At 60.4% G+C, this 12263-nt stretch carries 12 protein-coding genes; 10 read left to right on the top strand and 2 right to left on the bottom strand.

Annotated features, from left to right (window positions below; all coding sequences use genetic code 11):
• Positions 1-38: 38 nt before the first annotated feature.
• Entirely contained in the window at positions 39-1007 is a 969-nt protein-coding gene (locus HU811_RS18495; protein WP_076386394.1) for a polyprenyl synthetase family protein, read from the bottom strand.
• A 239-nt stretch (positions 1008-1246) separates the two neighbouring features.
• Between HU811_RS18495 and rplU the strand changes: the two genes are divergently transcribed.
• The 5 genes from rplU (at position 1247) to HU811_RS18520 (ending at position 5064) form a co-directional block, all read left to right on the top strand.
• Positions 1247-1561, top strand: a complete 315-nt coding sequence (rplU, locus tag HU811_RS18500) for a 50S ribosomal protein L21 (protein ID WP_003176051.1) — start codon at positions 1247-1249, stop codon at positions 1559-1561.
• Between the two features lie 35 nt (positions 1562-1596).
• Positions 1597-1854 carry a 50S ribosomal protein L27 gene (gene rpmA / locus HU811_RS18505; protein ID WP_003205738.1) on the top strand — a complete coding sequence of 86 codons (258 nt, stop codon included), beginning with the start codon at positions 1597-1599 and terminating at the stop codon, positions 1852-1854.
• A 190-nt stretch (positions 1855-2044) separates the two neighbouring features.
• A complete protein-coding gene (cgtA, locus tag HU811_RS18510; RefSeq protein WP_047230163.1) occupies positions 2045-3268 on the top strand; it encodes an Obg family GTPase CgtA in 1224 nt (407 codons plus the stop codon).
• A gap of 203 nt (positions 3269-3471) precedes the next feature.
• On the top strand, positions 3472-4590 hold the full coding sequence (gene proB / locus HU811_RS18515; protein WP_092403421.1) for a glutamate 5-kinase: 1119 nt from the start codon (positions 3472-3474) through the stop codon (positions 4588-4590).
• A gap of 9 nt (positions 4591-4599) precedes the next feature.
• Positions 4600-5064: a CreA family protein gene (locus tag HU811_RS18520; RefSeq protein ID WP_092403419.1), complete on the top strand. Its 465-nt coding sequence runs from the start codon at positions 4600-4602 to the stop codon at positions 5062-5064.
• Positions 5065-5273: 209 nt separating this feature from the next.
• Here the strand turns inward: HU811_RS18520 and rpsT are convergent, their stop codons facing one another.
• Positions 5274-5552, bottom strand: coding sequence for a 30S ribosomal protein S20 (gene rpsT / locus HU811_RS18525; protein ID WP_003185593.1), 279 nt, complete (start codon positions 5550-5552; stop codon positions 5274-5276).
• A gap of 254 nt (positions 5553-5806) precedes the next feature.
• On the opposite strand from rpsT, the gene murJ reads away from it, so the two are divergent.
• From murJ to fkpB, 5 genes are all read left to right on the top strand, one after another.
• The gene (murJ, locus tag HU811_RS18530) at positions 5807-7345 is read left to right on the top strand and encodes a murein biosynthesis integral membrane protein MurJ (protein ID WP_186657378.1); all 1539 of its coding nucleotides are present in this window, start codon (positions 5807-5809) and stop codon (positions 7343-7345) included.
• Between the two features lie 129 nt (positions 7346-7474).
• A complete protein-coding gene (gene ribF / locus HU811_RS18535; protein WP_047230167.1) occupies positions 7475-8413 on the top strand; it encodes a bifunctional riboflavin kinase/FAD synthetase in 939 nt (312 codons plus the stop codon).
• Between the two features lie 13 nt (positions 8414-8426).
• On the top strand, positions 8427-11258 hold the full coding sequence (gene ileS / locus HU811_RS18540) for an isoleucine--tRNA ligase (protein ID WP_186657381.1): 2832 nt from the start codon (positions 8427-8429) through the stop codon (positions 11256-11258).
• Positions 11251-11775 (top strand): signal peptidase II, encoded by a 525-nt coding sequence (gene lspA / locus HU811_RS18545; protein ID WP_092403411.1) that lies wholly within the window; start codon positions 11251-11253, stop codon positions 11773-11775. Before ileS ends, lspA begins: the two co-directional genes overlap by 8 nt.
• Positions 11768-12205 (top strand): FKBP-type peptidyl-prolyl cis-trans isomerase, encoded by a 438-nt coding sequence (fkpB, locus tag HU811_RS18550; protein ID WP_092403409.1) that lies wholly within the window; start codon positions 11768-11770, stop codon positions 12203-12205. Before lspA ends, fkpB begins: the two co-directional genes overlap by 8 nt.
• The last annotated feature ends 58 nt before the right edge of the window (positions 12206-12263 follow it).

Here is a 12263-nt window from a genome sequence, read left to right on the forward strand (position 1 = left end):
CGGGAGCAAGCTCCCTCGCCACAAAAAGCCCTTGTGGATCAGTGAGTACGGGCCACCGCAAACTCACTCAACTCCACCAGCGCATCGCGGTACTCGCTTGCTGGCAGGGCGTCGAGGCATTTGATTGCGCGGGCGACGTAGTCACGGGCCAGTTTCGCGGTGTAGTCCAGCGAGCCGGAGGCTTCAACCGCTTCGCGGATGCTCTCCAGGTCTTCGATCCCGCCTTTCTGGATCGCCTGGCGTACCAGCGCCGCCTGCTCAGGGGTGCCTTCGCGCATGGTGTAGATCAACGGCAGGGTCGGCTTGCCTTCGGCCAGGTCGTCGCCGACGTTCTTGCCCAGGGTTTCGGCGTCGCCCTTGTAGTCCAGCAGGTCGTCGACCAGTTGGAAGGCTACACCCAGGTGATCGCCAAAGGTGCGCAACGCTTCGCTCTGCTCGGCGCTGGCACCAGCCAGGGCGGCGGCGCTGTGGGTCGAGGCTTCGAAGAGCATCGCGGTCTTGCCGCGGATGACTTCCATGTAGGTTTCTTCGGTGGTGCTGGCATCGCGCACCTTGGACAGCTGCAGCACCTCGCCTTCGGCGATGATGCGCGTGGCCTGGGACAGGATCTTCATCACCGGCATCGAGCCCAGTTCGACCATCATTTCGAATGAGCGCGAATACAGGAAGTCGCCCACCAGCACGCTTGGGGCATTGCCCCACATGGCGTTGGCGGTCGAGCGGCCACGGCGCATGCCGGACATGTCGACCACGTCGTCATGCAGCAGGGTCGCGGTGTGCAGGAATTCGATGGTGGCGGCCAGCAGGCGCATGTCGTCGCCTTCGCGACCCAGGGCCTTGCCACACAAAAGCACCAACAAAGGCCGCAGGCGTTTGCCCCCGGCCGAAGTAATGTAATCGCCGATTTTCGATACCAGCGGCACTCGGGAAGTCAGCTGCTTCTTGATGATGCCGTCGACGGCGCTAAAATCGTCCGCCACCGCGCGGTAGAAAGCTTGGGGTTGCATCAGCGACAGGTGCTCCAGAAGGGTTGCGCGGCATGCTAGGACCCACGCCTGGGCCTGTCAAGGCACGATGGACGGCCTCTTGCAAGGCGCTTGCGGCTTGCGTACAATCGCGCACCCTGAACTTCCTGGGCAGCACCTGCCTTACGCAATTGCATCAGGGCCTTCCAGCCCATGCAGCCATGCCAGCCAATACCTCTTCTTATAAAGCGCTGGGTGAGCAGGATTATCGGAGAAATACCATGTCGTACGCAGTAATTGTTACTGGTGGCAAGCAATACAAGGTCGCCCCAGGTGAATACCTGAAGATCGAAAAACTGGAAATCGCTACTGGCGAATCCGTGACTTTTGATCGCGTTCTGTTGGTCGCCAATGGCGATGACGTGAATATCGGCGCTCCAGTCGTTGCTGGCGCTACCGTTGTGGCTGAAGTGATCTCCCAAGGTCGTCACGATAAAGTCCGCATCATCAAGTTCCGTCGCCGTAAGCACCACATGAAGCGTATGGGCCACCGCCAGTGGTACACCGAGATCAAAATCACCGGTATTCAGGCTTAATTTCAGCCTAATTCCTCACTAGGAGAATTGAACTCATGGCACACAAAAAAGCTGGTGGTAGTACCCGTAACGGTCGCGACTCAGAAGCCAAACGCCTTGGCGTCAAGATGTATGGCGGCCAGGCTATCAAAGCGGGCAACATCATCGTGCGTCAGCGCGGCACCCAATTCCACGCTGGCTACGGCGTAGGCATGGGTAAGGATCACACCCTCTTCGCTAAAGTCGAAGGCGTGATCAAGTTCGAGGTAAAAGGCGCCTTCGGTCGTCGTTACGTAAGCGTTATCGCAGCTTAATTGCGAGACCGCTGGAAAAGCCCTGTCTTGCGACGGGGCTTTTTCGTTTGTGGGGTGAGTCTCTTGCAAAACTGTTTGTATGGGCTGTCGGCGCTGCGGTTGGGGCGTGTCATCAGGTCGCTGCGCTCATTTTTGCAAGAGTCTTATGTCTTGTTTTTTTGGCTCGTCCGTATGGCGAGAGGCGTGTGTCATGAAGTTTGTTGATGAAGTATCGATTCGAGTAAAGGCCGGCGACGGCGGCAATGGTTGCATGAGTTTCCGTCGGGAAAAATTCATTGAGAACGGTGGTCCTAACGGTGGTGACGGCGGCGATGGCGGCTCGATCTACATGCTCGCCGACGAAAACCTCAACACCCTGGTGGACTACCGTTACACCCGGCACTTCGATGCCGAGCGTGGCTCCAATGGCGGCAGCACCGACTGCACCGGCAAAAAGGGCGAAGACCTGATCCTGCGCGTGCCGGTCGGCACCACGGTGATCGACTCCGCCACCCAGGAAGTCATTGGCGACCTGACCAAGGCTGGCCAGCGTCTGCTGGTGGCCCATGGTGGCTGGCACGGTCTGGGTAACACCCGTTTCAAGTCCAGTACCAACCGTGCGCCACGCCAGACCACGCCTGGCAAGCCGGGTGAACAGCGCGACCTGAAGCTGGAAATGAAAGTGCTGGCCGACGTGGGCCTGCTGGGCCTGCCGAACGCCGGCAAGAGCACCTTCATTCGCTCGGTGTCGGCGGCCAAGCCGAAAGTGGCCGATTACCCGTTCACCACCTTGGTGCCGAACCTGGGTGTGGTCAGTGTCGATCGCTGGAAGAGCTTTGTGGTTGCGGACATTCCAGGGCTGATCGAAGGTGCGTCTGATGGCGCCGGCCTGGGGATTCGCTTCCTCAAGCACTTGTCCCGTACCCGGTTGTTGCTGCACCTCGTGGACATGGCGCCGCTGGATGAAACCAGTGCTGCTGATGCGGCCGAAGTCATTGTCAGTGAGCTGACCAAGTTCAGCCCGGCCCTGGCTGAGCGTGACCGCTGGTTGGTGCTGAACAAGTGCGACCAGATCCTCGAAGAAGAGCATGAAGAGCGGGTCAAGGAAATCGTCGATCGCCTGGAGTGGGAAGGTCCGGTCTACGTGATCTCGGCCATTGCCAAAGAGGGCACCGAGCGCCTGTGTCACGACATCATGCGTTATATGGAAGATCGTGCCGATCGCCTGGCCAATGACCCTGCCTACAAGGAAGAGTTGGCCGAGCTCGATCAGCGTATCGAAGACGAGGCGCGTGCTCAGTTGCAAGCGCTGGATGATCAGCGTGCCCTGCGTCGCAGTGGCGTGAAGTCGGTCCATGACATCGGTGACGACGATTGGGATGAAGAAGACGTGGATGACGAAGACGGTCCGGAAATCATCTACGTTCGCGACTGATTTCGCGGCAAGTCGAGCTCCTGTGGGAGCAAGGCTTGCCCGCGATGACAGTTCATCCGGCGAGGCGCGGTGTTATCATCGCAATCAGCCAGTTTCCAAGGCGCCGCTCATTCGAGCGGCGTTTTGGTATCTGTAAAACGCAAATACGAATAATCCCATGGGCGGTGCTGGGTCGCGCCGTTCGCTGGCAAAGGTTGAAGATGATGCGGAGCAAGGTGACGGGTGCGCGGCGCTGGGTCGTGAAGATCGGTAGCGCATTGCTGACGGCGGATGGCAAGGGCCTGGATCGCAAGGCGATGGCGGTGTGGGTCGAGCAGATGGTGGCTTTGCATGAAGCCGGCGTCGAGCTGGTCTTGGTCTCTTCGGGGGCTGTAGCAGCTGGCATGAGTCGGTTGGGCTGGACATCGCGACCCAGCGCGATGCATGAGTTGCAGGCTGCTGCCGCCATCGGTCAGATGGGCCTGGTGCAGGCCTGGGAGTCGAGCTTTGCCGAGCTGGGTCGCCACACGGCGCAGATTCTGCTGACCCATGATGACCTGTCCGACCGCAAGCGCTACCTCAATGCCCGCAGCACCTTGCGAGCCCTGGTTGAGCTGAAAGTCATCCCGGTGATCAACGAAAACGACACCGTGGTCACCGACGAGATTCGTTTCGGCGACAACGACACCCTGGCCGCGTTGGTGGCGAACCTGGTGGAAGCGGATCTGCTGGTGATTCTGACGGATCGCGACGGCATGTTCGACGCCGATCCGCGCAGTAACCCTGACGCCAAGTTGATCTACGAAGCCCGTGCCGATGATCCGGCGCTGGACGCGGTGGCGGGCGGTACCGGTGGCGCGCTGGGGCGAGGCGGCATGCAGACCAAGCTACGCGCCGCCCGTCTGGCTGCTCGTTCCGGGGCCCACACCATCATTGTTGGTGGGCGGCTGGAGCGGGTGTTGGATCGTCTGAAGGCGGGTGAGCGCATCGGCACATTGTTGTCCCCTGAGCGCGGCATGCTGGCGGCTCGTAAGCAATGGCTGGCCGGGCATCTGCAAACCCGTGGCACGCTGGTGCTGGATGCGGGGGCGGTGTCGGCGCTGTCCCAGGGTAATAAAAGTCTGCTGCCGGTGGGCGTGAAGCTGGTCCAGGGCAGTTTTCGTCGCGGCGAAATGGTGGTGTGCGTGGCGCCGGATGGTCGCGAAATCGCTCGCGGCCTGGCCAACTACAGCGCGCTCGAAGCACAAAAAATCATCGGTCAATCGTCTGATGCGATTGTCGGTCTGTTGGGTTACATGGCCGAGCCAGAGCTGGTTCACCGTGACAACCTGATTCTCGTCTAAGGAAAAATCATGGGTTTGGCAAAAGGATTGATCGGCTTGCTGGTGGCATTGCCGCTGCTGGCCTCGGCCGAGGAAATTGGCCAGGTGTCGACGGTGTTCAAGTTTGTCGGGCCGAATGACCGGATCGTCGTTGAGGCCTTCGATGATCCGAAGGTGGATGGGGTGACGTGTTATCTGTCCCGGGCCAAGACCGGTGGGGTGAAGGGTGGTCTGGGCCTGGCTGAGGATCGCGCCGAGGCGTCCATTGCTTGTCGTCAGGTCGGTCCCATCAGCTTCAAGGGCGAGCTCAAGGACGGTGAGGAAGTGTTCAGGGAGCGCACGTCGCTGGTGTTCAAGACCATGCAGGTGGTGCGTTTTCTCGACAAGAAGCGTAATACGCTGGTGTACCTGGTCTACAGCGACCGCGTGATCGAAGGCAGTCCGCAGAATGCGGTGACGGCGATTCCGATCCTGCCGTGGGCTCGTGCTCAATAGTTCGGGCAAACTCATTGTGAGAGAGGTTGTGTGGGAGCAAGGCTTGCCTGCGATGCAGGCGCCTCGGTCTATCTTAATGCTGAGGCGATGCTGTCGCGGGCAAGCCTTACTCCCACAGAGGTCTGCCCCCACATTGTTCGTGCGGTGCCTGTTAAATCCCAGGCAATAAAAAACCGACCCTGAGGTCGGTTTTTTAACGAGCGCGTCGCTTAGGCAGCAGCGGCAACGTTCAGGGCCTTTACGTGGCCATTCAGGCGGCTCTTATGGCGAGCAGCCTTGTTCTTGTGGATGATGCCTTTATCGGCCATACGGTCGATAACTGGCACAGCCAGAACGTAAGCAGCTTGGGCTTTTTCAGCGTCTTTTGCGTCGATGGCCTTAACTACGTTTTTGATGTAGGTACGGACCATGGAACGCAGGCTGGCGTTGTGGCTGCGACGCTTCTCAGCCTGTTTTGCACGTTTTTTGGCGGAAGGTGTGTTGGCCACCGTCGAGCTCCTCGAAAGACTTTTTAGGAAATAGCAAACAAAATAGGCCGCGAATCATGCCGATGAGTTGATGTCTTGTCAAGGGCGGGTGACACGTTCCGCTGAATGGCAGGTACAACGCACCGGATGATTTCTTTCCAGCGTGCGACCTGTAAACTCGCGGGCTTTGGCTCTGCACTGTTTAGCGGCGCGGAGTATCGCATAAGTGGGCGCGTTGTTCGCCTGCTGTTTATCGACAGGCAAAAACTCTTTTCATGAATCTGCTCAAATCGTTGGCTGCCGTCAGCTCTATCACGATGCTTTCACGCGTCCTGGGGTTCGTTCGTGACACGCTGATTGCTCGGATATTCGGTGCCGGGATGGCCACCGATGCCTTCTTCATCGCCTTCAAGTTGCCCAACCTGTTGCGGCGGATCTTCGCCGAAGGGGCATTTTCCCAAGCCTTTGTGCCGATCCTGGCGGAATACAAGAGTCAGAAGGGCGACGAGGCGACCCGCACGTTCATTGCTTACGTCACGGGTTTGCTGACGCTGGTGCTGGCGCTGGTCACGGCTGCAGGCATGCTCGCCGCGCCCTGGGTGATCTGGGCCACGGCACCGGGTTTTACCGATACCCCGGAAAAATTCCAGCTCACCACGGACCTGTTGCGGGTGACCTTTCCTTATATATTGCTGATCTCCCTGTCATCTCTGGCCGGGGCGATCCTCAATACCTGGAACCGTTTCTCGGTACCGGCCTTCGTGCCGACCCTGCTCAACGTCAGCATGATCGTATTTGCGGTGTTCCTGACACCGTACTTCGATCCCCCGGTGATGGCCCTCGGTTGGGCGGTGTTGGTGGGCGGCCTGGCGCAGTTGCTGTATCAACTGCCTCACCTGAAGAAAATCGGCATGCTGGTGCTGCCGCGCCTGAATCTGCGCGACAGCGGCGTGTGGCGGGTGATGAAGCAGATGCTGCCGGCGATCCTCGGGGTTTCGGTGAGTCAGATTTCCCTGATCATCAACACCATTTTCGCTTCGTTCCTGGTGGCCGGTTCGGTGTCGTGGATGTACTACGCCGACCGCCTGATGGAGTTGCCGTCCGGCGTGTTGGGCGTGGCCCTGGGCACGATCCTGTTGCCGACCCTGGCCAAGACCTACGCCAGCCAGGACCGTCAGGAATACTCGCGCATCCTCGACTGGGGCCTGCGCCTGTGCTTCGTGCTGGTGTTGCCCTGTGCCCTGGCGCTGGGCATCCTGGCCGAGCCGCTGACCGTTTCGTTGTTTCAGTACGGTCAGTTCAATGCATTTGATGCCCTGATGACCCAGCGGGCATTGATCGCTTACTCGGTGGGCTTGCTGGGTATCATTGTGATCAAGGTGCTGGCGCCAGGTTTCTATGCCCAGCAAAACATTCGCACCCCGGTGAAAATCGCCATTTTCACCCTGGTGATGACCCAATTGTTCAACTTGTTGCTGATCGGTCCGCTGGCCCATGCTGGCCTGGCTTTGGCGATCAGTGCTGGCGCCTGCCTCAATGCCGGGCTGCTGTTTTACCAATTGCGCAAGCAGAATATGTATCAGCCGCAGCCGGGCTGGGGCCTGTTCGGCCTCAAACTGCTGGTGGCCGTGGGCGTGATGTCGGCGGTGTTGCTGGGGGCGATGCATTTCATGCCAGCCTGGGGCGAAGGGCAGATGCTTGAGCGTTTCCTGCGCCTGGGAGTGCTGGTCGTCGCGGGCGTGGTGGCGTATTTCGGCATGCTGCTGCTGATGGGCTTCCGCCTGCGCGACTTCAACCGCAAGGGCTTGAGCTGAGGGTTTACCCTCGATAATCCCGGGCCGGGCAGTGGTTTTGTCGGCTCGATCACTTTGGGTTACGGTGTTGCCTGTCGTCGGCCGCCGGGTGTGGTTATAATCGGCCACTTTATGAGCAAGAAGCGCGTTATGCAGCTGGTTCGAGGCCTCCACAACCTGCGCCCCCAGCATCGGGGCTGTGTCGCCACTATTGGCAACTTTGACGGTGTTCACCGTGGCCACCAGGCTATCCTGGCGCGGTTGCGCGAGCGTGCCCAGGAATTGGGCGTGCCCAGTTGCGTGGTGATCTTCGAGCCGCAACCCCGGGAATTTTTCGCCCCGGACACCGCGCCGGCCCGTCTGGCCCGGCTGCGGGACAAGCTGCATCTGCTGGCCGCCGAAGGCGTTGACCGGGTCTTGTGCCTGGCCTTCAATCAGCGCCTGAGCAAGCTCAGTGCCGCCGAATTCGTCGAGACCATCCTGGTGGGCGGTCTGGATATAAAACATCTGGAAGTCGGTGATGATTTCCGTTTCGGCTGCGACCGGGCAGGGGATTTCGATTACCTGCAACAGGCCGGCAAGGCCCGGGGCTTCACTGTCGAAGCCGCGCAGACCGTCGAGATGGATGGCATGCGCGTCAGCAGTACCCAGGTCCGCAATGCCCTGGCGGCTGCCGACTTCGAATTGGCCGAGCGTTTGCTCGGCCGGCCGTACCGGATTGCCGGACGGATCCTGCACGGGCAGAAACTGGCGCGCCAACTGGGCACGCCGACGGCCAACGTGCAACTCAAGCGTCGTCGTGTACCGCTGACCGGGGTGTTCCTGGTGAGTGTCGAGATCGACGGCAAGACTTGGCCCGGTGTCGCCAATATCGGCGTCCGGCCCACGGTCCAGGGGGATGGCAAGGCCCACCTCGAAGTACATGTTCTGGATTTTGCCGGCGATCTGTATGACCGGCGTTTGACGGTGGTTTTCCACCAAAAGCTGCGTGAAGAGCAGCGTTTTGCCTCTCTGGAGGCGCTCAAGACGGCGATCCATGCAGATATCGCCGCCGCCCGTGCCCTTGTCGCAACCAGCGCCAATCGCTAATGAAGAGCCTTAAATGACCGACTATAAAGCCACGCTAAACCTTCCGGACACCGCCTTCCCTATGAAGGCCGGCCTGCCTCAGCGCGAACCACAGATTCTGCAGCGTTGGGACAGCATTGGCCTGTACGGAAAGTTGCGCGAGATTGGCAAGGATCGTCCGAAGTTCGTCCTGCACGACGGCCCTCCGTACGCCAACGGCACGATCCACATCGGTCACGCGCTGAACAAGATTCTCAAGGACATGATCGTGCGCTCCAAGACCCTGTCGGGTTTCGACGCGCCGTATATCCCGGGCTGGGATTGCCATGGCCTGCCGATCGAGCACAAGGTTGAAGTGACCCACGGCAAGAATCTGGGCGCGGACAAGACCCGCGAGCTGTGCCGTGCCTACGCCACCGAGCAGATCGAAGGGCAGAAGTCCGAGTTCATCCGCCTCGGCGTGCTGGGCGACTTCGCCAACCCTTACAAAACCATGGACTTCAAAAACGAAGCCGGCGAAATCCGTGCCTTGGCGAAAATCGTCGAGGGCGGCTTCGTGTTCAAGGGCCTCAAGCCCGTGAACTGGTGCTTCGATTGCGGTTCGGCCCTGGCCGAGGCGGAAGTCGAGTACGAAAACAAAAAATCCTCGACCATCGACGTCGCCTTCCCGATCGCCGATGAAGACAAGCTCGCCGCCGCTTTCGGCTTGGGCAAGCTGAGCAAACCGGCGTCGATCGTGATCTGGACCACCACCCCGTGGACCATCCCGGCCAACCAGGCGTTGAACGTTCACCCGGAATTCAACTACGCCCTGGTCGATGTTGGCGACAAGCTGCTGGTATTGGCCGAAGAGCTGGTCGAGTCCTGCCTGGCCCGCTACAACCTCGAAGGCTCGGTGCTGGCCACCACCCCGGGTTCGGCGCTGGAGCTGATCAATTTCCGTCATCCGTTTTATGATCGTCTGTCGCCGGTGTACCTGGCCGACTACGTGGAGCTGGGCGCAGGCACTGGTGTGGTTCACTCCGCGCCGGCCTATGGCGTTGACGACTTCGTGACCTGCAAGAAATACGGCATGGTCAACGACGACATCCTCAACCCGGTGCAGAGCAATGGCGTGTATGTGCCATCGCTGGAGTTCTTTGGCGGCCAGTTCATCTGGAAAGCCAACCCGGCCATCGTCGATAAGTTGACCGAAGTCGGCGCGCTGCTGCACACCACCGTCATCGAACACAGCTACATGCACTGCTGGCGCCACAAGACCCCGCTGATCTACCGCGCCACCGCGCAGTGGTTCATCGGCATGGACAAGCAGCCAACCACTGGCGAGACCCTGCGCCAACGCTCCCTCAAAGCCATCGAGGACACCAAGTTCGTGCCGGCCTGGGGCCAGGCGCGCCTGCACTCGATGATCGCCAACCGTCCTGACTGGTGCATCTCCCGCCAACGCAACTGGGGCGTGCCGATCCCGTTCTTCCTGAACAAGGAAAGCGGCGAACTGCACCCGCGCACCGTCGAGCTGATGGAAATGGTGGCCAAGCGCGTCGAAGTCGAAGGCATCGAAGCCTGGTTCAAGATGGACGCCGCCGAGCTGCTGGGCGACGAAGCGCCGCTGTACGACAAAATCAGCGACACCCTGGACGTCTGGTTCGATTCCGGCACCACTCACTGGCATGTGCTGCGCGGCTCGCACCCGATGGGCCATGAAACCGGCCCGCGTGCCGACCTGTACCTGGAAGGTTCGGACCAGCACCGCGGCTGGTTCCACTCGTCGCTGCTGACCGGTTGCGCCATCGACAACCACGCACCGTACCGCGAGTTGCTGACCCACGGTTTCACCGTCGACGAGTCCGGGCGCAAGATGTCCAAGTCCCTGGGCAACGTGATCGCGCCGCAGAAGGTCAACGACACCTTGGGCGCCGACATCATGCGCTTGTGGGTCGCCTCCACCGACTATTCCGGCGAGATGGCCGTTTCCGAACAGATCCTGCAGCGCAGCGCGGACGCCTACCGACGGATCCGTAACACCGCGCGCTTCCTGCTGTCGAACCTGACCGGCTTCAACCCGGCCACCGACCTGCTGCCGGCCGAGGAAATGCTCGCGCTGGACCGTTGGGCCGTGGACCGTACCCTGCTGCTGCAACGCGAATTGCAGGAGCATTACGGTGAGTACCGTTTCTGGAACGTCTACTCCAAGATCCACAACTTCTGCGTGCAGGAGCTCGGTGGCTTCTACCTCGACATCATCAAGGACCGCCAGTACACCACTGGCGCCAACAGCAAGGCGCGCCGTTCGTGCCAGACCGCGCTGTTCCACATCAGCGAAGCGCTGGTGCGCTGGATCGCGCCGATCCTGGCGTTCACCGCCGACGAGCTGTGGCAGTACCTGCCGGGCGAGCGCAACGAGTCGGTGATGCTCAACACCTGGTACGAAGGCCTGACCGAACTGCCGCAAGGTTTCGAGCTGGACCGGGCCTATTGGGACCGGATCATGGCGGTCAAGGCAGCGGTCAACAAGGAAATGGAGATCCAGCGTGCGGCCAAGGCCGTGGGTGGCAACCTGCAGGCCGAAGTGACCCTCTACGCCGAAGAAGCCCTGGGGGTCGACCTGGCCAAGCTGAGCAACGAACTGCGTTTCGTGCTGATCACCTCCACTGCCAGTGTCGCGCCGTTGGTGCAGGCGCCGGCCGATGCGGTCGTCACTGAAGTCAGCGGCCTGAAGCTGAAGATCGTCAAGTCGAACCACACCAAGTGCGCCCGTTGCTGGCACTGCCGCGAAGACGTCGGCGTGAACCCGGAGCATCCGGAAATCTGCGGTCGTTGCGTCGACAACATCAGCGGCACCGGTGAGGTTCGTCACTATGCCTAATGTGGCGCCTAACGCAGCGGGCCGTTTCGGCCGGCTGAGCTGGTTGTGGTTGAGCGTGCTGGTCCTGGTCATTGACCAGGCCAGCAAGTACTACTTCGAGAACTCGCTGACCATGTACCAGCAGATCGTGGTCATTCCCGACTACTTCAGCTGGACCCTGGCCTACAACACGGGCGCGGCGTTCAGCTTCCTGGCCGACAGTTCGGGCTGGCAGCGCTGGCTGTTCGCCCTGATCGCCATCGTGGTCAGTGGCGTGCTGGTGGTCTGGCTCAAACGCCTGGGCCGCGATGAGACCTGGCTGGCCGTGGCGCTGGCATTGGTGCTCGGGGGCGCGCTGGGTAATCTTTATGACCGGATTGCCTTGGGCCACGTGATCGATTTCATCCTGGTGCATTGGCAGAACCGCTGGTATTTCCCGGCGTTCAACTTTGCCGACAGCGCCATCACCGTGGGTGCTGTGATGCTCGCGCTGGACATGTTCAAGAGCAAGAAAACCGGAGAAGCCGTCCATGACTGAGCAGCGTATCGCTCAAAACACTGAAGTGAAGCTTCACTTCGCCCTGCACCTGGAAAACGGCGACACCGTCGACAGCACCTTCGACAAGGCTCCGGCCGTGTTCAAGGTTGGCGACGGCAACCTGCTGCCAGGCTTCGAGGCGGCGATCTTCGGTTTCAAGGCCGGCGACAAGCGCACCGTGGTGGTTCCACCGGAAAACGCCTTTGGTCAGCCCAACCCGCAAAACGTGCAGACCATGCCACGCTCCCAGTTCCAGGACATGGAACTGTCCGAAGGCTTGCTGGTGATCTTCAACGACGCGGCCAACACGGAACTGCCAGGTGTGGTGAAAGCTTTCGACGACGCTCAGGTGACCGTGGACTTCAACCACCCACTGGCGGGCAAGACCTTGAATTTCGAAGTGGAAATCATCGAGGTCAAGGCGCTCTGAATTTAACGGCAATGACCGCCCCCACATTACCTGTGGGAGCGAGCCTGCTCGCGATAGC

Origin of the sequence: Pseudomonas tehranensis, assembly GCF_014268615.1 — a bacterium.
In the GTDB taxonomy this organism is placed as follows: domain Bacteria; phylum Pseudomonadota; class Gammaproteobacteria; order Pseudomonadales; family Pseudomonadaceae; genus Aquipseudomonas; species Aquipseudomonas tehranensis.

Coding starts and splice junctions, on each gene's coding strand:
- HU811_RS18495 (WP_076386394.1), bottom strand. CDS start 1,007: ATGCAACCCCAAGCTTTCTACCGCGCGGTGGCGGACGATTTTAGCGCC.
- rplU (WP_003176051.1), top strand. CDS start 1,247: ATGTCGTACGCAGTAATTGTTACTGGTGGCAAGCAATACAAGGTCGCC.
- rpmA (WP_003205738.1), top strand. CDS start 1,597: ATGGCACACAAAAAAGCTGGTGGTAGTACCCGTAACGGTCGCGACTCA.
- cgtA (WP_047230163.1), top strand. CDS start 2,045: ATGAAGTTTGTTGATGAAGTATCGATTCGAGTAAAGGCCGGCGACGGC.
- proB (WP_092403421.1), top strand. CDS start 3,472: ATGCGGAGCAAGGTGACGGGTGCGCGGCGCTGGGTCGTGAAGATCGGT.
- HU811_RS18520 (WP_092403419.1), top strand. CDS start 4,600: ATGGGTTTGGCAAAAGGATTGATCGGCTTGCTGGTGGCATTGCCGCTG.
- murJ (WP_186657378.1), top strand. CDS start 5,807: ATGAATCTGCTCAAATCGTTGGCTGCCGTCAGCTCTATCACGATGCTT.
- ribF (WP_047230167.1), top strand. CDS start 7,475: ATGCAGCTGGTTCGAGGCCTCCACAACCTGCGCCCCCAGCATCGGGGC.
- ileS (WP_186657381.1), top strand. CDS start 8,427: ATGACCGACTATAAAGCCACGCTAAACCTTCCGGACACCGCCTTCCCT.
- lspA (WP_092403411.1), top strand. CDS start 11,251: ATGCCTAATGTGGCGCCTAACGCAGCGGGCCGTTTCGGCCGGCTGAGC.
- fkpB (WP_092403409.1), top strand. CDS start 11,768: ATGACTGAGCAGCGTATCGCTCAAAACACTGAAGTGAAGCTTCACTTC.